Consider the following 21,791-nt stretch of genomic DNA (forward strand, 5'->3'; position numbering starts at 1 on the left):
TCCTTATCCGTTCAGCTTCTTGCCTTCGGGGTCATAGAACACCGTTCCCGTGACGGTGGCTTCCAGCACCCGGCCATCGGTGGTTGGCATATAAAGTGTCTCGCCCATACGATCCTTGCCGCCCGCGACCAGCGCCATGGCGATGGAACGGCCCAGCGGCTCGCTCCAATAGGACGAGGTGACATGACCAAGCATGGTCATCGGCACCGCCTGTTTCGGATCGGCAACGATCTGCGCGCCTTCTTCAAGCACGACCTTCGGATCGCTGGTCAGCAGGCCGACCAGATGTTTGCGATCCGTTTTCAATATATCGGGGCGGGACAATGAGCGCTTGCCGACGAAATCGGCCTTCTGCTTGCCGATGGCCCAGCCAAGGCTGGCATCGTCCGGCGTCACCGTGCCGTCGGTGTCCTGCCCGACGATGATATAGCCCTTTTCAGCGCGCAGAACGTGCATGGTTTCGGTGCCATAGGGCGTGATGTCATATTGCTGGCCGGCTTCATAGAGCGCCTTCCAGAGCGCCAGACCATAGCGCGCGGGCACGTTGATTTCAAAGCCCAGTTCGCCGGTGAAGCTCATGCGGAACAGGCGCGCGGGCACGCCGAGGAATGTGCATTGCGCAACCGACATATGCGGGAAGGCTTCATCCGAAATATCCAGCCCTTCGACCATTGGCTCGATGAGCTTGCGCGCATTCGGCCCGTTGATCGCCACCACCGCCCATTGTTCGGTGGTGGAAGTCAGCGAAACTTTCAGCTCCGGCCATTCGGTCTGGAGATAATCCTCCATCAGATTAAGCACGCTCGCCGCCCCGCCCGTCGTGGTGGTGACGTGGAAACGGTCCTGCGAGAGCCTGCCCACAACGCCGTCATCGCGAATATAGCCGTCCTCGCCCAGAAGCAGGCCATAGCGGCAGCGACCGACGCCAAGCTTGGTCCATGGGTTGGTATACATGCGGTTCATGAATTCGGCAGCATCAGGCCCGACCACTTCGATCTTGCCGAGCGTCGAGGCATCGAACATGCCAAGCGATTGGCGCGTTGCCTTGCATTCACGCGCCACAGCCTGATGCATATCCTCACCGGGCTTTGGGAAATACCAGGCGCGGCGCCACAGCGAAACCGGCTCAAAGGCCGCGCCATGCTGCTCGGCCCATGAATCGATCGGCGTCTTGCGCGTGACGTCGAATAGCGGCCCGCGATTATAGCCGCAGAATGCGCCAAATGTCGTCGGCGTATAGGGCGGGCGGAAGGTCGTGAGGCCCACCTGCGGCGCGGGGCGGCTGAGCGCATCGGAGGCAACCGCCAGACCGTTGATGTTGGAGGTCTTGCCCTGATCGGTCGCCATGCCATTGGTGGTATAGCGCTTGATATGCTCGATGGAGCGGAAGCCCTCGCGCACGGCCAGTCGAATATCCTTGGCGGTCACGTCATTCTGGAAATCGATGAAAGCCTTGGCCTTGCCCGGATCGCGATCGGTGGGCAATTCGCGGCAATTGACGCCGGAGCAGATGAAATCACCCGCCACCGCATATTCTCCCGCCCGGGCCTTATGGCCTGCATCGGCTGCGGCGGCAGCACCACATTGCGCGCCTTCGCGCAAGGCGGCCGCAAGGTCGAAATTGCCGTTGCCCGCACCCGCGCAGCGGCTTTCTTCGGTCGGCTCGCCCGGCAGGTAGATCTGGCGTTCCTCGTCCCAGACAAGCTGGCCCTTGGTATGGGAGAAAAGATGCACGCTCGGATTCCAGCCGCCCGACATCAGCACCACATCGCAGGCAATGGTGCGCGCTGCTCCGACCGTGCCTCCCTTTACAGGGTTGGCGCGCACGGAAGAGACACGCAGACGGCCCGCCGTGTCGGTCACCGTCCAGCCCGTCAGCGTTTCGATGCCCAGCATCTTGGCGCGGTTGAGAAGACTGTCGGCGACATTTTCGCGTATATCGATGATCGCGGGAACCTTGACGCCCGCGACCGCCAGATCGAAGGCCGCAAGCCATGCGCTGTCATGCGAGGTGACGACAACAGCCTTGTTGCCGACCTTGACGCCATAGCGGTTGAGATAGGTGCGCGCGGCCCCTGCCAGCATGACGCCGGGACGGTCATTGCCTGCAAAGACCAGCGGCTTTTCGATTGCACCCTGCGCCAGCACCACCTGCTTTGCGCGCACCCGCCACATGCGTTCGCGCGGCGCGCTGCTCGCAGGCTTCGACAGATGATCGGTCAGGCGCTGGCAGAGGCCCAGCATGTTCTGATGATAATAACCAATCGCCGTGGTGCGCGGCAAAAGCGTGACATTGGGCATCGCGCCAAGCGTTGCCAGCGTTTCTTGCAGCCAGTCCCAGCTTGCGCGGCCATTGACGACCGGCTCCGGCTCGGAAAGGAGCGAACCGCCCATTTCGGCCTGTTCGTCAACCAGCATGACCTTTGCGCCGCTTTTTGCAGCTTCAAGTGCGGCCGCAAGACCGGCGGGACCAGCGCCCACAACCAGCACATCGCAATAGGCATAGCGGCTGGCATAGCTATCCGGATCAGGCTCGGAGGGCGACTTTCCAAGACCGGCAGCGCCGCGGATGAAGGGCTCATAGACCTTGTTCCAGAAGCTTTTGGGCCACATGAAGGTCTTGTAGTAGAAGCCCGCCGAAAAGAACATGTAAAGCGCGTCATTGACCGCGCCGACATCGTGTTTGAGCGAGGGCCAATGGTTCTGGCTTTCGGCTTTCAGCCCGTCATAAAGCTCAAGCACGGTTGCGCGCGTGTTCGGCTCATAGCGCCCGCCGCCGCGTGAAACGCCCATCAGCGCGTTCGGCTCTTCGGAGCCTGCGGAGAGAATGCCGCGCGGACGGTGATATTTGAACGAGCGGCCCGCCAGATGCTCGCCATTGGCAAGCAGGGCGGAGGCGAGCGTATCGCCTTCATAGCCATTATAATTCTGGCCGTTGAAAGAAAAACGCACCGGCTTTGAACGGTTGACGCGGCCTTTATCCTGAATACGCATATCGGTCATCATTTCGTCTCCGCAGCCGCAGTTTCAACCTGCACCGGACGCGGTTCTCCCGCCTTGTAAGTCGTCACGAACTTGTCGCTCACCGTGTCGCGCACGGCATTGAAGAAACAGCCGCAGCCATTGATATGCCGCCAGCGTTCATGATGGGTGCCGCGCGGGTTCGAACGGATGAACAGAAAATCGCGCCATTCATCGTCGGAAAGCGCCGAAGGATCGGCAGGCCGCGCAATATGCGCCTCGCCCGCATAGGCGAATTCGAGTTCAGGCCGTTCCATTTCGCAATAGGGACAACGGATAAGAAGCATGAGGTTTCCCCTATTCCTTTTCCTTTAGTGAGCCACAGCGGCGGCTGCCGCTTCATCGATGAGGCGACCGGTCTTGAAACGCTCAAGCGTATAGGGCGCGTTGATCCAATGCGGCTCATCGCGCGCAACCGTATGGGCGAAAACATGGGCCGATCCCGGCGTCGCCTTGAAGCCGCCCGTGCCCCAGCCGCAATTGACGTAAAGCCCCGGCACCGGCGTCTTGCCGATGATCGGCGAACGATCAGGCGTGACATCGACGATGCCGCCCCATTTGCGCAGCATGCGCATGCGGGTGAAGATCGGAAACACCTCACAGATGGCGGCGACCGTATGCTCGATCAGCGGCAGGCCGCCGCGCTGGCTATAGGAGACGTATTGATCCGTGCCTGAACCGATCACCAGCTCGCCCTTGTCGGACTGGCTGATATAGGCATGGACCGTGTTCGACATGACCACGCAGGGGAAGATCGGCTTGACCGGCTCGGAAACCAGCGCCTGAAGCGGGAAGCTTTCAAGCGGCATGCGCACGCCCGCCGTATCCATGACCACGGATGTACTGCCTGCGGCCACCACCGCGACCTTCTTTGCCTTGATAAAGCCGCGCGGCGTGTCGACGCCGGAAACACGGCCCGTCGGGTCGCGGCGGATCGCGGTTACGGGGCAATTCTGGATGATGTCGACGCCGCGCTGCGACGCACCGCGCGCATAGCCCCAGGCCACCGCATCGTGGCGGGCCACGCCACCGCGCCGCTGCAAGGTGGCGCCCATGACGGGATAGCGGGCATTGGGGGAAATATCGAGCGGCGGGCAATATTCCTTTGCCTGCTCTTTTGTCAGCCATTCATTATCGACGCCATTGAGGCGGTTGGCATAAATATGGCGCTTGAAGCTCTGCACGTCGTGCACCGTATGGGCCAGCATCATGACGCCGCGCTGCGAGAACATGACGTTATAATTGAGTTCCTGACTCAGCCCTTCCCAGAGCTTGACGGCGTGATCATAAAGATGGGCGCTTTCGTCATAAAGATAGTTGGAGCGGATGATGGTGGTGTTGCGCCCGGTATTGCCGCCGCCAAGCCATCCTTTTTCGATCACCGCGACATTGGTGATGCCATGCTCTTTGGCAAGATAATAGGCGGTGCCAAGACCATGCCCGCCAGCGCCGACGATGATGACATCATATTCGGCCTTGGGTTCGGCATCCGGCCATTGCGGCTCCCATTTTTTATTGCCCGAAAAGGCATTGCTGACGACAGAAGCTAAAGAAAAGCGGGACATGAACCACCACCAGTTACACAGGGCGCCACAGGCCCTTTGAGGACTTATGGGCCGCTTGAAGCCATTGATGATATTTGTATGGCTTCGCGCGAAAGCCCGACAGCAGGCTTGCGTCAAAACCGGTCATAAATGCGACATCAACACCATCTTGCGACATGACATTCCGCGATGGATTTCACCTGCCTGCCTGACCGGCCCCACCTGACGGGGCAGATCAGTCGAACAGGCAAAAAAATGAAAAATAGGACAACATGGTTGTCCTTTTTGCTTTTCTTTTATTGCGTAAAACGATAGTCAGATGTCCGTAAAAGCGCATTTTAAAAAATTAAACGCAAGAAAGGTGATTTCGTGACCAAGGAGAATCTGCTCGAAAGCGCGCTCGTCCGTCTCGATGACGCAGCAAGCCACATCAATATCGACCCGGACGTTATTGAGAAGCTCAAATTTGCGCGCGAGACGATGAAGGTCCGTCTCATGATTCGTATGGACGACGGATCGCGAAAATCCTTTCTTGCATGGCGCTGCCGTTATGACGACACGCGCGGCCCGACCAAGGGCGGCATCCGCTATCATCCGCATGCAACCGACGAGGAAGTCGAGACACTTGCCTTCTGGATGACCTTCAAATGCGCGGTCATGAACCTGCCTTATGGCGGCGGCAAGGGTGCGATCCAGGTTGATCCGCGCCAGCTTTCCAAGGCCGAACTTGAACGCCTTTCGCGCGCCTATATTCAGGCTTTCTCCGGCATTATCGGCCCCGACCGCGATATTCCGGCACCGGACGTCTACACCAATTCCATGATCATGGGCTGGATGGCAGACGAATATTCGCAGATCGTCGGCCAGTCTTCCCCTGCCGTTATTACCGGCAAGCCGCTGGCGCTGGGCGGTTCGCTCGGCCGCGACGATGCAACCGCGCGCGGCGGCTTCTATCTGGTGCGTCATCTCGCGCCCGATCTCGGCCTTGCGCCGCAGCTTCGCGTCGCCATTCAGGGCTTTGGCAATGCGGGTCAGCATATTGCCAGGCTGATGGCCAGCGACGGTCACAAAATCGTCGCCGTGTCGGATTCCGCCGGTGCGGTCTATTGCGCGGACGGTCTTGATCTCGATCTTCTGCTCGCCGTCAAGAACGAAAACAAGTCCGTGATCGCCACCATCGGCCAGAAGGGCCATGAGGCCCTGCGCGGCGAGGAACTGGTCGGCGTGGATTGCGACGTGCTGGTTCCAAGCGCCATGGAAAACATGATCGACGAGGACAATGCCGCTTCGGTTCGCGCCAAGCTCATCGTCGAACTCGCCAACGGTCCGCTGACCTCGGAAGCCGACGAAATCCTCGGCAAGAAGGGCGTCGTCATCCTGCCCGACATTCTTGCCAATGCCGGCGGCGTCACGGTTTCCTATTTCGAGTGGGTTCAGAACCGTCAGGGCTATTATTGGGGTCTGGAAGAAATCCATGAGCGCCTGCAAAGGATCATGGAGCGTGAAGGCCGCGCCATCTGGAATCATGCCAAGGAACATGGCCTGACCCTGCGCACCGCAGCCTATGTGCATGCGCTTGTCCGTCTGGCGCAGGCCATCGAGGCGCACGGCACGCAGAACGATTTCGCAGGCTGAAAAGCTCAATGAACTTCGCTCCCGCCCCTCACCGGGCGGGAGTTTTCCTTGTCTGCGCGTTGCATCGCCGCGCGGCGTTCTTATATACGGCTGAACGCACAGACCGGTGAGGAACGCGATGAATATCGGACAAGCCGCAACGGCCTCGGGCATTTCGGCCAAGATGATCCGCCATTATGAAGCCATAGGGCTGATCGAAGCCGCCGAGCGCACCAGTTCGGGCTATCGGGTTTACACGCAAAAAGACGTCGAAACACTGCGCTTCATCCGCAGCAGCCGGGATCTGGGCTTTCAGGTTGACCAGATCAGGGAATTGCTCGCGCTGTGGCGCGATCGCAACCGGGCCTCTGGCGATGTGAAAAAAGTGGCGCTCGCGCATGTCGAGGAACTGGAAGCCAAGATGCGCCAGTTGCAGGAAATGGCCGATACGCTGCGCCATCTCGCCCATAATTGCCATGGTGACGACCGCCCCGATTGCCCGATCATCCAGCAACTGGCCGATCGCGGTTCGCAGAAAATCCGCAGCCATGCACCGCGAAAGGGCGAATTGCTGCAAAGCAAGGTCTGATTTCCTTCATTGCAAGGTGGGCGTAAGTAAATTTACGCGCGACAAGTTTTACATTGACTCGATGCATATTCTCTACCAGTCTGAATGCGCTTTTGCGTCTGGAATAGTGTCATATGAAAAAGATCGTCACTTTCGGCGAGATCGTCGTGGAAATCATGGCTCTGGAGCCGGGCGAAGGTTTTAAAAAAGCCATACCGCTGATTGGTCCCTTCCCTTCCGGCGCGCCTGCGATCTTCATCGATCAGGCTGCAAAAATGGGCCAGCCCGGCGGGCTTGTCAGTGCGGTGGGCAATGATGATTTCGGCGCGCTCAATATTGAGCGGCTGCGCCGCGATGGCGTGGATGTTTCGGCTATCCTCGTGCACCCGACAGCAGCGACGGGCAGCGCCTTCGTGCGCTATCGCCCCGATGGCGAGCGCGATTTCATCTTCAATATCAGGCACAGCGCATGCAGCGCCATTGGCCTCACGGCGGATGCCGAAAAGCTCATCGAAAGCGCCGATCACCTGCATATTATGGGGTCGGCGCTGTTTTCGGACGGCATCGTCGCAGCCATTCATGAAGCGACCGTGCGCATCAAGGCCAGGGGCGGCACCGTCTCGTTCGATCCCAATATCCGCAAGGAAATGCTCGATCTTCCCGGTATGCGCCAGGCGCTCGCCCATGCGCTGGAAAATACCGATCTCTTCATGCCAAGCGGCGCGGAAATCTTTCTCTTCACCAAGGCCACCGAGGAAAAAGCCGCCGTGGACGAATTGCTGGCGCGCGGCATCAAGGCCGTCGTCATCAAGCGCGGAGCGGAAGGCGCAAGCTATTTCGACCGCGCCGGTGAAGTGTTTTCGCCCGCGTTCAAGGTCGAGGAAGTGGACCCGACCGGCGCTGGCGACAGTTTTGGCGCGGCCTTCGTCACCTGCTGGCTGCGCGGCATGGAACCCGCTGCCGCACTGCGCATTGCCAATGCCGCGGGTGCGCGCGCGGTCAGCGTCAAAGGCCCGATGGAAGGCACATCGACCATGGCCGAAATCGAAGCATTTCTTGAAGCACAGGGAGCATCGGCATGAGCAGCACCCAACGTCTGAGCACCCTGCCCGCGCGCTTTGCCAAAGGCAATCACGGCGGAATCACGTCGATCTGCTCCGCCCATCCGCTCGTCATTGAAGCAGCACTTCTCGAAGGCATTGCAACCAATACGGATGTATTGATCGAGGCGACCTGCAATCAGGTCAATCAGGATGGCGGCTATACCGGCATGACGCCCGCCGATTTCCGCCGCTTCGTGGAAGAAATCGCCGCACGCATCGGTTTCGACGTAAAACGTCTTATTCTGGGCGGCGATCATCTTGGCCCCAATCCGTGGAAGCATCTTTCCGCCGAGGAAGCCATGCAAAAGGCCGAAGCCATGATCGACGCCTTCGTGCGCGCGGGCTTTACCAAAATCCACCTCGACACATCCATGGGCTGTGCGGGCGAGCCGGTGGCGCTGCCCGATGCCGTCACCGCACAACGCGCGGCGCGCCTTGCGAAAATATCGGAAGCAGCCGCCAGTGAAGCGGGCTTCAACCTGCCCGTCTATGTGATCGGCACCGAGGTTCCGATCCCCGGCGGCGCGATGGAAGAGATCGAGGACCTCGAACTGACCGCGCCGCAAGCGGCACTTGAGACTGTCGCCATTCACCGCGAGGCTTTTGCAGCCCTTGGGCTTCAGGACGCCTTTTCACGCGCCATCGGCGCAGTGGTGCAGCCGGGTGTGGAATTCGGCAATGAGAATGTCGTCTTTTACGACAGCAAAAAAGCGGCTTCATTGAGCAGCGCTCTCAAGGAGATGCCGCAATTCGTCTTTGAGGCCCATTCGACCGACTATCAGCCGGTGGAAGCCTTGTCTGCACTGGTGCATGACGGTTTTGCCATTCTCAAGGTCGGCCCCGGCCTCACCTTCGCCCTGCGCGAAGCGCTTTATGGGCTGGACCAGATCGCAGCTTTCCTCGACAAGCTGCCAGAGGAAGAAACATTGCGCGGCAAGATGGAAAGGCTGCTGCTTGCAGAGCCGAAGAACTGGGAAAAATATTACCATGGCGATGCAGACGAACTCCGCCTCCAGCGTCATTTTTCCTATAGCGACCGCATCCGCTATTACTGGCCGCACAAGGATGCGGCGGCAGCGGTCGATGCCCTGTTAAAGCAGCTTGAAGGGCGCAGGATTCCGCAAACGCTCATCAGCCAATATCTGGGAACGCTTTATCCGGCTGTGGCTGCGGGGGCGGTTGAAGCCAACCCCCGCGCGCTCATGCTCGAAGCCGTGCGCAATGTCATCCGTACCTATGGCAAGGCAGTGGGAACACATTAAGACGCCATCGGGCTTTTGAAGCCGCGCAATCTCAGTGCATTGGACAGCACGAAGATGCTTGAAAGCGCCATGGCGCCTGCCGCCAGCACTGGCGAGAGCAGCGTGCCGGTGAACGGATAAAGGATGCCTGCCGCAACCGGAATCAGCGCCACATTATAGGCGAAGGCCCAGAACAGGTTCTCGCCGATATTGCGGATCGTCGCCTTCGAGATGGCAATGGCATTGACGACGCCGCGCAGATCGCCCGACATCAGCACCACATCGGCGCTTTCAATCGCAATATCCGTGCCGGTGCCAATCGCGATGCCGACATCGGCGGCAGCAAGCGCTGGCGCGTCATTGATGCCGTCGCCGACAAAAGCAATGCGCGCGCCCCCCGCCGAAAGCCGCTTCAGGGCATCGACCTTGCCATCGGGCAGAACTTCCGCCACCACTTCATCGATGCCGAGGCGCTTGGCGATCGCCTGCGCGGTGCGGCGATTGTCGCCGGTAATCATTGCCACTTTCAGCCCCTGCTCATGCATGGCGGCAATGGCTGCGGGCGTGGTTTCCTTCATCGGGTCGGCAACCGTGATGATGGCGGCAAGCTGGCCATCAATCGCCGCATAAAGCGGGGTCTGGCCTTCGTCGCCCAGACGCTGTGCGTCATCGGCAAATATTCCGACATCAGCACCGATCTTCGCCATATAGCGGTCGGCCCCGATGGCAATTTCCTGACCGGACACGCTGGCCTTCAGGCCGAAGCCGGGGACGGATTCAAACGATGACACATCCGCGAGCCTCAGCCCTTTTTCCTTCGCCGCCGTGACAATCGCATGGGCGATGGGGTGTTCGGAACGCGCCTCGACCGCAGCCACCTGCGCCAGCACTGCATCGGCGTCAAAACCCTCTGCAACCGCAAAATGCGCCAGAGCGGGCTTGCCCTGCGTCAGCGTTCCGGTCTTATCGACCGCGATCACCGATGCGTCGCGCAGGGTTTGCAATGCGTCGCCGCGACGAAACAGGACGCCAAATTCAGCAGCGCGGCCAGTGCCGACCATGATGGAGGTCGGCGTTGCAAGCCCCATCGCGCAGGGGCAGGCGATGATGACGACCGCGATGGCATTGACCAGCGCATAGCCCATCATGGCCGTGCCGCCTATAGCCAGCCAGACCACGAAGGTGAGCGCTGCTGCGGCCAGCACCGCCGGGACGAACCAGCCTGTGACCTTATCGACCATGGCCTGAATGGGCAGTTTGTCGGCCTGCGCCTCCTCGACCATGCGGATGATCTGCGAGATCACCATATCGCGCCCGACCTTGGTGGCGCGGAAAGTGAAAGCGCCCGTCTTGTTGATGGTGCCGCCCACCACTTGCGCGCCCGCTTCCTTGGCGACCGGCACCGGTTCGCCGGTAATCATCGATTCATCCACATAAGACGAGCCTTCGATCACCTCGCCATCGACCGGCACTTTTTCGCCCGGACGCACCTGCACGATGTCGCCTTCGCGCACATCTTCCAGCGGCACGTCAAGCGCTGCGCCATCGCGCACCACACGCGCCGACTTTGCCTGCAAGCCGACGAGACGCCCGATTGCAGCACTGGTGCGGCCCTTGGCGCGCGCTTCCAGGTAGCGGCCAATGAGAATGAGCGTAACGATGACCGCCGCCGCCTCGAAATAGACATTGACCGTGCCTTCCGGCAGCAGGTCGGGCCAGAAGGTGGCCACGACCGAAAATCCCCATGCCGCCGCAGTGCCGACCACAACGAGCGAATTCATATCCGGCGTGCCGCGCAGCAATGCGGGGATGCCTTTCTTGAAGAAACGCAGGCCCGGCCCGAACAGGACCAGCGTGGTCAGTACCAATTGCAGATACCAGTTATTCTGCATGCCGATCGTGTCCATGACGAACATATGGACCGCCGAAAAAAGGTGCGAACCCATTTCCAGCACAAAAACCGGCAAGGTGAGGATAGCGGCCACAATGACGCTCTTTTTCAGCTCTGCCGCTTCCGCATCGCGCTTGTCGGACTGGGTTTGCGCCTTGGCGTCACTGCCCGCCTCATTCAGTGCATGCGCTTCATAGCCTGCCTTTTTAACCGCCCCGACCAGATCGGCAGTCGACACCGCACCGGCCAGTTCCACATGTGCGCGCTCTGTCGCCAGATTGACGCTGGCGCGCGTGACGCCGGGAACGGCAAGGAGCGTTTTTTCGACCTTGCTCACGCAGGAAGCGCAGCTCATGCCTTCAATCGCAAGATCCATGCTGGCGGATGGAACGTCATAGCCCGCCTTGCGAATGGCCTCGATCACGGCGGGCATGTCCGGCGCATCCTTGAAGGTCACATCGGCGCGCTCGGTGGCAAGATTGACCGAAACCCTGTCGACACCCGGCACTTTCGCGACCGCTTTTTCAACCGATGAAACGCAGGAGGCGCAATTCATTCCCTCGACGGGAACGGCAAAGCTGGCAAGATCCGTTTTGATTTGTTGGTTCATGGCAATTCCTTTCGCCCTCGCAGGAAGGGCGCAATATCAAGAGTTGCTCTATAAATAAGCCTTCCCACCGTTGGAAGGTCAAGCCCCTCTGGCCCGGTCTTTTCGCGCCCCTTGACCCGTCCGAGTTTCCGGCCTATGCCTAGAGGCACAAAATTCGTTGGGGTGCCTTTCGAGGCTGAGAGACGCGGCTACGCGTTAACCCATTGAACCTGATCCGGGTAATACCTGCGTAGGGAACGGAGTTTGACGCGTCGCGGATGAGGGGCAATCCCTCAATGGAGCTTAGGCTCCATACCAGTTCAAGACGTCTCACTTTCCGTTCGGAATGAGAGACGTCACGATGAACCAGATACAAAACCTCTCCCAAACCAAACTGATTGACGGCAATGCCGCATCTGCGCCGATATGCGTAACCATTGCCGGTTCCGACAGCGGCGGTGGTGCGGGCATTCAGGCCGACCTCAAGACATTCTCGGCGCTTGGCGTCTATGGCGCAAGCGTGATTACCGCCATTACCGCGCAGAATACGCGCACCGTCACGGCGGTCCATGATGTACCCGCGCCAATCGTTTCGGCGCAGATCGATGTCGTGTTCGGTGATCTTGATGTGGCGGCGGTGAAGATCGGCATGGTGTCGGTGCCGGAAACCATTGAAGCCATTGCAGGCGGACTTGCACATTTTTCCGGCCCTGTCGTGCTCGATCCGGTGATGGTGGCAAAATCGGGCGACCGGCTTTTAAGCGACACCGCGATCTCGGCCTTGCGTGAGATGCTCTTTCCGCTGGCAACATTGCTTACCCCCAACAGGCCGGAAGCAGCCTGCCTGCTCGATGTCGATGCAGCACGCAACGAAGACGAGGCGGAAGAACAGGGTCACGCCCTGCTTGCGCTTGGCGCGAAAGCGGTTCTGATGAAGGGCGGGCATGCGGAAGGGGACGTCTGCACCGATCTTCTCATCCGCCCGGACCAGCCGACCCTGCGGCTCGAAGCAACACGCATTTCAACCAAAAACACCCATGGCACGGGCTGCACGCTGTCTTCGGCCATTGCGGCGGGGCTGGCGCGAAAGCTGCCGCTCGACGACGCGCTTTCGCAAGCGCATCTTTATCTGCAAGGCGCAATCCGTGCAGCAGACCAGCTTGCGGTCGGCAGCGGCCACGGCCCGGTGCACCACTTCCATAATCTGTGGGAGAGGGTGTGATGCGGGTTACGATCATCGGCGCAGGCGTGGCAGGACTTGCCGCTGCCGCAGAATTTACCGATCACGGCCATGCCGTCACCGTGATTGCCCGCAGTGCGCAAATCGGGGCCGATTGCTGCTCATGGCTTGCAGGCGGGATGCTGGCCCCATGGTGCGAGGGCGAAAGCGCGGAAGAACCGGTGGTGCGTCTTGGGCAGGAAGCCTTAAACTGGTGGGAGCGGCATGTTTCAGGCGTCAGGCGCGAGGGCACGCTGGTGCTTACGCACAGCCGCGATGCCAGCGAGTTACGCCGCTTTTCCCGCCGCACCAGCGCCTTCGGCATCATCGATCAGGAACGCATCGACGCGCTGGAACCAGACCTTGCAGGCCGTTTCCGGCAGGGGCTGTTCTTTTCCGGCGAAGGTCATCTTGATCCGCGCAAGGCGCTGATCGAGCTTGCCGACCATCTGCAAAAACAGGGCGTGGTTTTTCGCCTCGGCACGGATGCGAAAGAGGCGGAAATCGATGCCGATATTATTGTCGATGCGCGCGGGCTTGCCGCCCGCGACATGCTGCCGGAATTGCGCGGCGTGAAGGGGGAAATGCTGCTCATCCGCTCGCGCGACATCAATCTTTCGCGTCCCGTGCGGCTGCTGCATCCGCGCATTCCGCTTTATATCGTGCCGCGCGGCGACGGCGTGCATATGGTCGGCGCAACCATGATCGAAAGCGACCAGAAAGGCCATATCAGCGTGCGCTCGACGCTGGAAATGCTCAGCGCCGCCTACGCGCTGCATCCGGCATTTGGCGAAGCGGAAATTCTTGAAACCGGCGTCGATGCGCGTCCGGCCTTTCCCGACAACCTGCCGCGTGTGCACAGGCGCGGCAAAACCATTTTCCTCAACGGGCTTTACCGGCACGGCTTTCTGCTTTCGCCAGCGGTGGCGCGCATGGCAGTCGCAGCCGCAACCGATCCCCAAGCTCATCCTGAATTCATGGAGGACCATGCATGAATATCGTTCTGAACGGCGAAGCGCATAAAACGCAATCAAGCAATCTTGCAGCATTGCTCAATGAAATCGAGCTTGATGAAGCGGTGGTGGCAACCGCGCTCAATGGCGAATTCATCGCAAGCGATGAGCGCGCTGCAACCGTCCTTTCCGAAGGCGACCGCATCGAAGTGCTCGCCCCGATGCAGGGAGGCTGAAATGCTGGAATTTTACGGCAAACAATTTGAAAGCCGCCTGCTGCTCGGCACAGCACTTTATCCCTCGCCCGCCATTCTGGCCGATGCGGTGCGTGCCTCCGGATGCCAGATCGTCACCGTATCGCTCAGGCGTGAAAGCGGCGAAGCGCGCGCGGGGCAGGATTTCTGGGCGCTGATCCGCCAGCTTGGCGCGCAGGTTCTGCCCAATACGGCTGGCTGCCACACGGCACGCGAAGCCGTCACCACCGCAAAAATGGCGCGTGAAGTGTTCGGCACCAACTGGATCAAGCTCGAAGTCATTGGCGATCACGATACATTGCAGCCCGATCCGTTCGGCCTTGTCGAAGCCGCCCGCATCCTCTGCGACGAGGGTTTCGAGGTATTTCCCTATATGAATGACGATCTGGTGGTCGCGGAAAAACTCGTCGAGGCAGGCTGCAAGGTGCTGATGCCATGGGGCGCGCCGATCGGCTCCGGGCGCGGGCTGAACAATCCCTATGCGCTCAAAACCATGCGCGCGCATTTTACCGATATTCCGCTCGTGGTCGATGCAGGCATCGGCGTGCCGTCACACGCGGCAGCAGCGATGGAACTTGGTTATGACGCGGTGCTGCTCAATACCGCGGTTGCCAAGGCAGGCGAGCCTGCGGCCATGGCACGCGCCTTCGCCCTGGCCATCGAGGCCGGACGCATCGCCTATGAGGCGGACCCGATCGAAGCGCGCGACATGGCCGCTCCCTCCACTCCCCTTATTGGAAAGGCGTTTCTGTGATGGTTCTTGATCCCTTTTACCCGATTTTCGACAGTACGAACTGGCTCAGGCGGCTGGTGCCATTGGGCATCAAGCTGGTGCAGCTTCGCATCAAAGACAAAAGCGAGGCGGAACTGCGCGCAGAAATTCGCGCAGCACGCGCACTTTGCGCGGCCCATGACTGCCAGTTGATCGTTAATGATTACTGGCAACTGGCGCTGGAAGAAGGCTGCGATTTCATTCATCTGGGACAGGAAGACCTTGATGAAGCCGATCTTGGAGCCATCCGCGCGGGCGGGCTGAAGCTTGGCGTCTCCAGCCATGACGAAGCGGAACTCGACCGCGCGCTTGCGCTCAAGCCTGATTATATCGCGCTCGGCCCGATCTATCCGACCATTCTCAAGAAGATGAAATGGGAGCAGCAGGGCCTGCCGCGCCTTGGCGAATGGAAGGCGCGCATTGGCGATATTCCGCTTGTCGGCATTGGCGGCATGAGCGTCGAGCGCGCGCCCGGCGTCTTTGCCGCGGGGGCCGATATTGTGTCTGTCGTCACCGACATCACGCTGAATGCCGACCCTGAAGCCCGCGTGCGGGAATGGATCGACATCACCCGCGCCCATGTAACTGACAAGATCATGGCCTGATCTTTTACGGAGGAATGCATGAAAAAACTGATTTTTGCCGCGCTTTTCAGCGCCACCCTTTCTGCCGCCCTGACGACAGGCGCGCAGGCCAATGACAAGCTCAAGCTCATTTTAGACTGGTATGTGAACCCCGATCACGGCCCGATCATCGTCGCAGAGAAGCTGGGCTATTTCACCGATGCGGGGCTGGATGTCGAAATCATCGCGCCCGCCGATGCCTCGGTGCCGCCGAAAATGGTGGCGGCGGGGCAGGCCGATCTTGCCATTTCCTATCAGCAGCAGGTGCATCTGGATGTGCACGCCGACATGCCGCTCATCCGGGTTGGCACATTGGTCGATTCCCCGCTCAACTGCCTGATGGTGCGTGACGATGGTTCGGTGAACGAAATCGCCGATCTTGAGGGCAGGAAGATCGGCTTTTCCGTCGCCGGGGTGGAGGAAGTCCTGCTCGAAACCATTCTGGGCGGGCATGGCGTAAAAATGTCCGACGTCGAATTGATCAATGTCAATTTCTCGCTCGCGCCGGCGCTGATGTCGAAACAGGTCGATGCGGTGATGGGAGCCTATCGCAACGTCGAATTGAACCAGATGGAAATCGAAGGCGTCAAAGGCAAGTGCTTCTTCGTCGAGGAGGAAGGCGTGCCGGTCTATGACGAACTGGTCTATGTCGCCAACAAGGACCGGCTGGAGAAAGATAAAATATCGCGCTTTCTGGGCGCCACGGAAAAGGCCGCGCAATTCATCGTCAACCATCCCGACAAGGGCTATGCGCTGTTCTCGTCCTATAGCAGCGAACTCAAGGATGAGTTGAACCAGCGCGCATGGAAAGACACGGTTGCACGCTTTTCGCGTGCACCCGCCAGCCTCGATCATGGGCGCTGGAGCCGCTACGAGGCCTATCTGCATGAGAATGGCCTCGTCCCATCCATCCTGCCCGTCGAACAGCTCGCCATCGATGTAAATGCTGAAGGAGACAAGTCATGAACCTGCCGCAACCGGATTTTTCGTCAAAGCTTTTCAGCCGCCTGCGTGCTGCGACAATAGAGGACTGGAAGCCCTTCATCGGCCACGCATTCGTGCGCGGGCTGGGCGATGGAACCTTGCCGAAATCTGCTTTCCTGCATTATCTCAGGCAGGATTATGTCTATCTGCATCATTATGCGCGCGCATGGGCGCTTGGCGTCGTGAAGGCCACGACCTTGCAGGAAAGCCGCCTTTGCGCCGACATCATGCATGGTCTGGCCAGCGTGGAACTGCCGCTGCATATCGGCATCTGCGCGCGTGAGGGGATCAGCGAGGAAGAGCTTTTCATCACGCGCGAAGAGCCGGAAAACCTTGCCTATACGCGCTATGTGCTCGATTGCGGACAGGCAGGAGATTTTCTCGATCTTCTGGCAGCACTCGTTCCCTGCGCGCATGGCTATGGCGAGATCGGCCTCAATCTCGCTGCCAGCGCCGCCCCCGACACGCCCTATCGGGAGTGGATCGATACCTATGCGGGCGATGATTTTCAGCAGATGTGCCATGATGTCGGCAAGCTGTTTGATCAGGCGGCAAAGGATCGTATCGGCGAGGATTTCGAGAACAGCCCGCGCTGGCCGCGCCTGTGCCAGATATTTGCAACCGCAAGCAGGCTTGAGGCTTCCTTCTGGCAGATGGGCTTGAAGGCCGCATAGGTGGAAAGCGTTCTCTCAAAACGCCCCCGCAAAAGGCGCATTGCCGACGGATTTCTGTCGGCGGGCGCCGTTCTGCTACTATGGCAGGCGGTGGTGAGCCTCTGGCAGATGCCGCGCTTCATCCTGCCCGGCCCGCTCGATGTGTTTCATGCGCTTTTCGCCAATGGGCGGCTGATCGTGGATAATGCCATTGTCACCTTTGGCGAGGTTCTGGGCGGTCTTGTGCTTGGCAGTGCGGTGGGAGCGATTACCGCCATCGCCCTGATGATGTCACCGCTCATGCAAAGGCTGGTGATGCCTTTGCTGGTGTTCAGTCAGGCCATCCCGATTTTCGCGCTCGCGCCGATCCTCACCCTATGGTTCGGATATGGACCCACATCAAAAATCGCCGTCATCCTGCTGATGATCTTTTTTCCGGTCGTTTCCACCTTTTTCGATGGTATGCAGCGCACCGACCGCAATCTGATCGATGCGGCGGAAAATCTTGGCGCAAAGCCGAACGCCATCCTGTTTTGCGTGCGCATACCGGCGGCTTTTCCCGCGCTTGCTTCGGGCCTTAGCCTTGCAGCCGTCTATGCCCCCATCGGCGCGGTGGTCGGCGAATGGGTGGGAGCGTCCAAAGGGCTTGGCTATCTGATGCTGCTGGCCAATGGGCGCGCCAAGGTGGACCTGATGTTCGCCTGCCTGTTGGTTCTGGCCGCTTTCACCATGATCCTGCATGGGGCGGTTTCGCATCTTGCCCACAGGCTCGCGGCATGGCCCAAAAAGCTATAATCGCGCCTTGCCGGAAGACTGGCGGATGACAAGCTGGTAGTCGATGCGGCGCGAGGGAGATGTTTCATTCGTGTCGATCTGGCGAAGCAGCATATCGACCGCATCGCGGGTCATTTCCAGAATGGGCTGACGGATGGTCGTGATCTGCGGCGACACCATGCTGGCGATGCTGCTGTCATCAAAGCCCACGACCGTCAGATCGTCAGGCACCTTGATCTTGCGCTCATGGGCGACCTGCACCACCGCCGCAGCCATATCGTCATTCGATGCAAAAATGGCCGTGGGCCGATCTTTTAAGGAAAGCAGGGTTTTCCCCGCCTGCAAGCCACTTGCAAAACTAAAGCCGCCCTCCACTTCATAAGCGGGATTGCGCGTGATTCCGACCTTTTGCAAGGTCTGGCGATAGGCTTCAAGACGCAATTGCGCCGAGCGGTGCGAAAGATCGCCGGTGATGATGGCAATCCTTTCATGGCCGAGATCGAGCAGATATTGCATCAGTTCGACGGTGGCGGCGTCATCGTCAATGGCCACGCTATCGGTGGGGTGCACATTGAAATCGCCCGCCACGCGCGCAAAAGGCATGGCCGAGGCGATAAGTTCCTGCAAGATTTCCGGATCATCCGACATTGGCGGGGTTACGATAATGCCGTCCAGACCGGATGCATGGGCGGTTTCGATCAGGGAACCGCGAATATCATCGCGATTTTCGATGGGGAATATCAGCAGCCGGTAGCGCGTGCCGCGCAGCCGGTCGAGCGCGCCGACCTGCAATTCCGAAACATAGCTCTGGCTGGGATTTTCAAAGAACAGCCCGATCAGATGCGAGCGGCGTTCGACCAGATTGCGCGCCGCCGCATTGGGACGATAGCGCAGCTCCGCGCCTGCCTGACGGACCTTTTCGCGGATGGCATCGCGCACATTGGGCTCGTCATTATAGACGCGCGATACGGTTTTGATCGATACTCCGGCGAGCCGCGCCACATCATGGATCGTCGCCCTCTTACCTGTCGCGGCCATGCCCGGTCATCGCTCCTCCCAAAACTCCACGACCTAACTAGACAGTTTGAAAGCCAAGGAAAAGAGTAAAGTCAATTTATTATGCCGGGCGGCTCTTTAAGGTTGCGGGTTACCGATGTGAAACGGTCTCGGGCAGCATGAAAGTCTCCAGCATGGAGATTTGCGCGCTGGCAAGCCGCAGTCCCAGCTTGGTGCGGCGCCACAAAATATCTTCCGCCGTGCAGGCCCATTCGTTTTCAATCAGATAGCGGACTTCCGCCTCATAAAGATCAGCACCGAAATGCTGCCCCAGATCGGCAAGCGAAGCGGCATTTCCAAGCAATATCCGGGCACGCGTGCCGTAAAGGCGAAACAGGCGGCGGGCATGGGCGGGCGAGAGGAAAGGATAAGCGGCAAGCAGCTTTTTCAACTCGCGCTCGAAGGCTGTTTGCGGGAAATCGCCGCCCGGCAAAGGCGCTGCATGGGTCCATGGTGCGGCTTTGCGGCCCAGCCGCTGCCCGATCTTTTCAAGCATATGTTCCGCCAGCTTTCGCGCCGTCGTCAGCTTGCCGCCAAAGACATTGATGAGCGGGGCCGCGCCCTGTGGCGCATCTTCCTTGAGCACATAATCGCGCGTCGCTTCCTGCGCCTTGCTTGCACCATCATCATAAAGCGGGCGCACGCCGGAATAGGTCCAGACGATGTCTTTGCGCTCCACCGGCTCGCGGAAATATTCGCTGGCGGCGGCACAGAGATAGCTGGTTTCCTGCGGGGTGATCGCTACTTTTGCCGGATCACCGTGATAATCCTGATCGGTCGTGCCGATCAGCGTAAAATCGTCCTCATAGGGGATTGCGAAAATAATCCGCCCGTCATTGTTCTGGAAGAAATAGGAGCGTGGATCGGAAAATTTCCGACGCACCACAATATGGCTGCCCTGCACGAGACGGACATTGTGCAACTGGCGTTCGCCTTCGATCTTTTGCAACGCCTGATCCACCCATGGACCGGCGGCATTGACGAGAAGGCGCGCACGAACCTCTTCCTGCATACCCGTATCGGCATGTTCAAGCGTCAGCGTCCAGGCGCGCGCATCGCGGTGCGCAGAAACCACCTTTGTCCGGGTCTGGATCGCGGCACCGCGATCAGCTGCATCACGCGCGCTCAGCGCCACAAAACGCGCGTCATCAACCCAGCAGTCGGAATATTCAAACGCCCTGGTGAAAAGCGGCTTGAGGGGAGCCGCTGCCGGATCGGTGTGCATGTCGAGCGTGCGCGTGGCAGGCAGTTCCTTGCGCCCGCCGAGATGATCATAGAAGAACAGCCCAAGGCGCAGCAGCCATGCCGGACGCACGCCGCCCTTGTGATAGGGCAGCACGAAACGCATCGGGTGGATGATATGCGGCGCATTGGCCCAGAGCACCTCGCGCTCCATCAGCGCCTCGCGCACCAGCCGGAATTCGTAATGTTCCAGATAGCGCAAGCCGCCATGAATGAGCTTTGTCGCCCGCGAGGAAGTGCCGCTCGCCAGATCGTTCATTTCCGCAAGTCTCACGGAAAAGCCGCGTCCCGCCGCATCGCGCGCGATGCTGCAGCCATTGATGCCGCCGCCGATAATGAAAATGTCGAATATCTGTTCCTGCGCCATGGCGAATCCTGAAGGCTTCCTGTCCACCAAAGCGAATATAATTCATCTTATATGAAAGCAAAATGAAAATGAAACGAAAGCGTCAAACTTTCTTTTCGCTTTCCGCTTCCACCGCCGTTTCGATGAGTTCGACATTATGCTCGCGGCAAATGTCGCGCAATTGCTGCGAAGGGCAGCGGTCGGTGATGAAGGTGCCGATTTGCGAAATATGCCCAAGGCGCACCGGCGCCGTGCGTTCCAGCTTGGTGGAATCGGTCACGAGAATGACATGGCGGGCATTGGCGATGATCGCCTGCGCCACTTTCACTTCCCGGAAATCGAAATCGAGCAGCGCGCCATCTTCATCCATGGCGGAGACGCCGACAATTGCGTAATCGACCTTGAACTGGCGGATGAAGTCCACTGCCGCTTCGCCGACGATACCGCCATCGGAGGCGCGCACCACCCCGCCCGCGATGACCACTTCAATCTGGGGATAGACGCGCAGCGTATTGGCGACATTGATATTATTGGTGATGACCATCAGGTGATCGTGATCGATCAGCGCGTGGCTGACGGCCTCGGTCGTCGTGCCGATATTGATGAAGAGCGAAGCGCCTTCCGGGATCATCGCGGCGGCGGCGTGGCCGATCTGCTCTTTCTGGTGTGCGGCGATTCGGCGGCGCGCCTCATATTCCATATTCTCCACACCGGACGGATAGAGCGCCCCGCCATGAATGCGGCGCAACAGGCGCGCCTTGCAAAGATCGTTGAGATCCTTGCGCACGGTCTGCGGCGTCACATCGAAAGTTCCGGCAAGGTCATCGACCAGAACCTGTCCCTGACGGCGGGCAATGTCCAGAATGGCGTTGTGGCGAGGCGTAAGCTGCATATTGTTTCCGGCAACAGGTTTTTTCGGATCGCAAGCTGGTAATTTCTTCTTTTTGAATAAGAAAGCAACCGCTTGATGACGATTTGGGGCCGGAGCGGTCTTTCAGCACGCGGTTTCCCCAATCTTCCGTGCCTCTTTCGTTTGCTTTCGATCGGGCAGCCCGCGCCATCAACTTTCGTTTATACGCATAACTTAAGTATCAATACTGAACCTGCCTCAATCAAAAGATATATAACAAGATTAATTTAAGAAACCCCCATAAACCTTGGGAATAGATATTAATCCAATAAACATGTTTTCTCTTTGGTTATTTTTCATATGATTTCGGTAATCCTTATTGCAAGCGTAAGGGCATAACAAAAAATGATAATGGCGCCAATATCACAATAACATAGGAAAAATAAACTTAACTTTTAAGGGGTTAGCTATGTCTAAACTGGGTATCCTTTGCT

General features: G+C 59.1%; 19 protein-coding genes and 1 riboswitch. Of the genes, 12 read left to right on the plus strand and 7 right to left on the minus strand.

Annotated elements, in window-relative coordinates; genetic code table 11:
• Positions 1 to 3: 3 nt before the first annotated feature.
• From DKP76_RS01585 to DKP76_RS01595, 3 genes are read right to left on the minus strand one after another with little or no spacing between them, the layout of a single operon-like run.
• A complete protein-coding gene (locus tag DKP76_RS01585; protein WP_109705124.1) occupies positions 4 to 3,003 on the minus strand; it encodes a sarcosine oxidase subunit alpha in 3,000 nt (999 codons plus the stop codon).
• Positions 3,003 to 3,308 carry a sarcosine oxidase subunit delta gene (locus DKP76_RS01590; protein WP_109704670.1) on the minus strand — a complete coding sequence of 102 codons (306 nt, stop codon included), beginning with the start codon at positions 3,306 to 3,308 and terminating at the stop codon, positions 3,003 to 3,005. The genes DKP76_RS01585 and DKP76_RS01590 overlap by 1 nt, the downstream gene beginning before the upstream one ends.
• 24 nt (positions 3,309 to 3,332) lie before the next feature.
• A complete protein-coding gene (locus DKP76_RS01595; protein ID WP_109704671.1) occupies positions 3,333 to 4,586 on the minus strand; it encodes a sarcosine oxidase subunit beta family protein in 1,254 nt (417 codons plus the stop codon).
• 348 nt (positions 4,587 to 4,934) lie between these two features.
• Between DKP76_RS01595 and DKP76_RS01600 the strand changes: the two genes are divergently transcribed.
• The 4 genes from DKP76_RS01600 to DKP76_RS01615 all read left to right on the plus strand — a co-directional run bounded on the left by DKP76_RS01600 (position 4,935) and on the right by DKP76_RS01615 (position 9,112).
• Positions 4,935 to 6,200 (plus strand): Glu/Leu/Phe/Val family dehydrogenase, encoded by a 1,266-nt coding sequence (locus tag DKP76_RS01600; protein WP_109704672.1) that lies wholly within the window; start codon positions 4,935 to 4,937, stop codon positions 6,198 to 6,200.
• Between the two features lie 118 nt (positions 6,201 to 6,318).
• Positions 6,319 to 6,768, plus strand: a complete 450-nt coding sequence (cueR, locus tag DKP76_RS01605; RefSeq protein WP_109704673.1) for a Cu(I)-responsive transcriptional regulator — start codon at positions 6,319 to 6,321, stop codon at positions 6,766 to 6,768.
• A gap of 113 nt (positions 6,769 to 6,881) precedes the next feature.
• The gene (locus DKP76_RS01610) at positions 6,882 to 7,829 is read left to right on the plus strand and encodes a tagatose kinase (protein ID WP_109704674.1); all 948 of its coding nucleotides are present in this window, start codon (positions 6,882 to 6,884) and stop codon (positions 7,827 to 7,829) included.
• Entirely contained in the window at positions 7,826 to 9,112 is a 1,287-nt protein-coding gene (locus tag DKP76_RS01615; protein WP_109704675.1) for a D-tagatose-bisphosphate aldolase, class II, non-catalytic subunit, read from the plus strand. Before DKP76_RS01610 ends, DKP76_RS01615 begins: the two co-directional genes overlap by 4 nt.
• Here the strand turns inward: DKP76_RS01615 and DKP76_RS01620 are convergent.
• A complete protein-coding gene (locus tag DKP76_RS01620) occupies positions 9,109 to 11,592 on the minus strand; it encodes a heavy metal translocating P-type ATPase (protein ID WP_109704676.1) in 2,484 nt (827 codons plus the stop codon). The two genes, DKP76_RS01615 and DKP76_RS01620, sit on opposite strands and share 4 nt — an antisense overlap.
• A 148-nt stretch (positions 11,593 to 11,740) precedes the next feature.
• Positions 11,741 to 11,845: riboswitch (TPP riboswitch) on the plus strand.
• An 87-nt stretch (positions 11,846 to 11,932) separates the two neighbouring features.
• On the opposite strand from DKP76_RS01620, the gene thiD reads away from it, so the two are divergent.
• Genes thiD through DKP76_RS01660 form a run of 8 tightly spaced genes read left to right on the plus strand, consistent with a single transcriptional unit; the run spans position 11,933 to position 17,824 of the window.
• Positions 11,933 to 12,793, plus strand: a complete 861-nt coding sequence (thiD, locus tag DKP76_RS01625; RefSeq protein ID WP_109704677.1) for a bifunctional hydroxymethylpyrimidine kinase/phosphomethylpyrimidine kinase — start codon at positions 11,933 to 11,935, stop codon at positions 12,791 to 12,793.
• Entirely contained in the window at positions 12,793 to 13,785 is a 993-nt protein-coding gene (gene thiO, locus DKP76_RS01630) for a glycine oxidase ThiO (RefSeq protein WP_109704678.1), read from the plus strand. Before thiD ends, thiO begins: the two co-directional genes overlap by 1 nt.
• Complete coding sequence (gene thiS / locus DKP76_RS01635) at positions 13,782 to 13,979, plus strand: sulfur carrier protein ThiS (protein ID WP_109704679.1); 198 nt, start codon at positions 13,782 to 13,784, stop codon at positions 13,977 to 13,979. The genes thiO and thiS overlap by 4 nt, the downstream gene beginning before the upstream one ends.
• Position 13,980: 1 nt before the next feature.
• A complete protein-coding gene (locus DKP76_RS01640) occupies positions 13,981 to 14,751 on the plus strand; it encodes a thiazole synthase (RefSeq protein ID WP_109704680.1) in 771 nt (256 codons plus the stop codon).
• Positions 14,748 to 15,374, plus strand: a complete 627-nt coding sequence (locus DKP76_RS01645; RefSeq protein WP_199224725.1) for a thiamine phosphate synthase — start codon at positions 14,748 to 14,750, stop codon at positions 15,372 to 15,374. Before DKP76_RS01640 ends, DKP76_RS01645 begins: the two co-directional genes overlap by 4 nt.
• An 18-nt stretch (positions 15,375 to 15,392) precedes the next feature.
• The gene (locus tag DKP76_RS01650) at positions 15,393 to 16,358 is read left to right on the plus strand and encodes an ABC transporter substrate-binding protein (protein WP_109704682.1); all 966 of its coding nucleotides are present in this window, start codon (positions 15,393 to 15,395) and stop codon (positions 16,356 to 16,358) included.
• Positions 16,355 to 17,050: a thiaminase II gene (gene tenA / locus DKP76_RS01655; protein ID WP_109704683.1), complete on the plus strand. Its 696-nt coding sequence runs from the start codon at positions 16,355 to 16,357 to the stop codon at positions 17,048 to 17,050. The genes DKP76_RS01650 and tenA overlap by 4 nt, the downstream gene beginning before the upstream one ends.
• Positions 17,051 to 17,824: an ABC transporter permease gene (locus DKP76_RS01660; protein WP_109704684.1), complete on the plus strand. Its 774-nt coding sequence runs from the start codon at positions 17,051 to 17,053 to the stop codon at positions 17,822 to 17,824.
• On the opposite strand, the gene DKP76_RS01665 is transcribed toward DKP76_RS01660, so the two are convergent.
• The 3 genes from DKP76_RS01665 to DKP76_RS01675 all read right to left on the minus strand — a co-directional run bounded on the left by DKP76_RS01665 (position 17,819) and on the right by DKP76_RS01675 (position 21,339).
• Positions 17,819 to 18,841, minus strand: a complete 1,023-nt coding sequence (locus DKP76_RS01665; protein ID WP_109704685.1) for a LacI family DNA-binding transcriptional regulator — start codon at positions 18,839 to 18,841, stop codon at positions 17,819 to 17,821. The two genes, DKP76_RS01660 and DKP76_RS01665, sit on opposite strands and share 6 nt — an antisense overlap.
• Before the next feature lie 109 nt (positions 18,842 to 18,950).
• Positions 18,951 to 20,468, minus strand: coding sequence for a glycerol-3-phosphate dehydrogenase (glpD, locus tag DKP76_RS01670; RefSeq protein ID WP_109704686.1), 1,518 nt, complete (start codon positions 20,466 to 20,468; stop codon positions 18,951 to 18,953).
• Positions 20,469 to 20,550: 82 nt separating this feature from the next.
• The gene (locus tag DKP76_RS01675; RefSeq protein WP_109704687.1) at positions 20,551 to 21,339 is read right to left on the minus strand and encodes a DeoR/GlpR family DNA-binding transcription regulator; all 789 of its coding nucleotides are present in this window, start codon (positions 21,337 to 21,339) and stop codon (positions 20,551 to 20,553) included.
• Positions 21,340 to 21,791 lie beyond the last annotated feature (452 nt).

Origin of the sequence: Falsochrobactrum shanghaiense, assembly GCF_003149535.1 — a bacterium.
Classification (GTDB): Bacteria; Pseudomonadota; Alphaproteobacteria; order Rhizobiales; family Rhizobiaceae; genus Brucella; species Brucella shanghaiense.

Coding starts and splice junctions, on each gene's coding strand:
- DKP76_RS01585 (WP_109705124.1), bottom strand. CDS start 3,003: ATGACCGATATGCGTATTCAGGATAAAGGCCGCGTCAACCGTTCAAAG.
- DKP76_RS01590 (WP_109704670.1), bottom strand. CDS start 3,308: ATGCTTCTTATCCGTTGTCCCTATTGCGAAATGGAACGGCCTGAACTC.
- DKP76_RS01595 (WP_109704671.1), bottom strand. CDS start 4,586: ATGTCCCGCTTTTCTTTAGCTTCTGTCGTCAGCAATGCCTTTTCGGGC.
- cueR (WP_109704673.1), top strand. CDS start 6,319: ATGAATATCGGACAAGCCGCAACGGCCTCGGGCATTTCGGCCAAGATG.
- DKP76_RS01610 (WP_109704674.1), top strand. CDS start 6,882: ATGAAAAAGATCGTCACTTTCGGCGAGATCGTCGTGGAAATCATGGCT.
- DKP76_RS01615 (WP_109704675.1), top strand. CDS start 7,826: ATGAGCAGCACCCAACGTCTGAGCACCCTGCCCGCGCGCTTTGCCAAA.
- DKP76_RS01620 (WP_109704676.1), bottom strand. CDS start 11,592: ATGAACCAACAAATCAAAACGGATCTTGCCAGCTTTGCCGTTCCCGTC.
- thiD (WP_109704677.1), top strand. CDS start 11,933: ATGAACCAGATACAAAACCTCTCCCAAACCAAACTGATTGACGGCAAT.
- thiO (WP_109704678.1), top strand. CDS start 12,793: ATGCGGGTTACGATCATCGGCGCAGGCGTGGCAGGACTTGCCGCTGCC.
- thiS (WP_109704679.1), top strand. CDS start 13,782: ATGAATATCGTTCTGAACGGCGAAGCGCATAAAACGCAATCAAGCAAT.
- DKP76_RS01640 (WP_109704680.1), top strand. CDS start 13,981: ATGCTGGAATTTTACGGCAAACAATTTGAAAGCCGCCTGCTGCTCGGC.
- DKP76_RS01650 (WP_109704682.1), top strand. CDS start 15,393: ATGAAAAAACTGATTTTTGCCGCGCTTTTCAGCGCCACCCTTTCTGCC.
- tenA (WP_109704683.1), top strand. CDS start 16,355: ATGAACCTGCCGCAACCGGATTTTTCGTCAAAGCTTTTCAGCCGCCTG.
- DKP76_RS01665 (WP_109704685.1), bottom strand. CDS start 18,841: ATGGCCGCGACAGGTAAGAGGGCGACGATCCATGATGTGGCGCGGCTC.
- glpD (WP_109704686.1), bottom strand. CDS start 20,468: ATGGCGCAGGAACAGATATTCGACATTTTCATTATCGGCGGCGGCATC.
- DKP76_RS01675 (WP_109704687.1), bottom strand. CDS start 21,339: ATGCAGCTTACGCCTCGCCACAACGCCATTCTGGACATTGCCCGCCGT.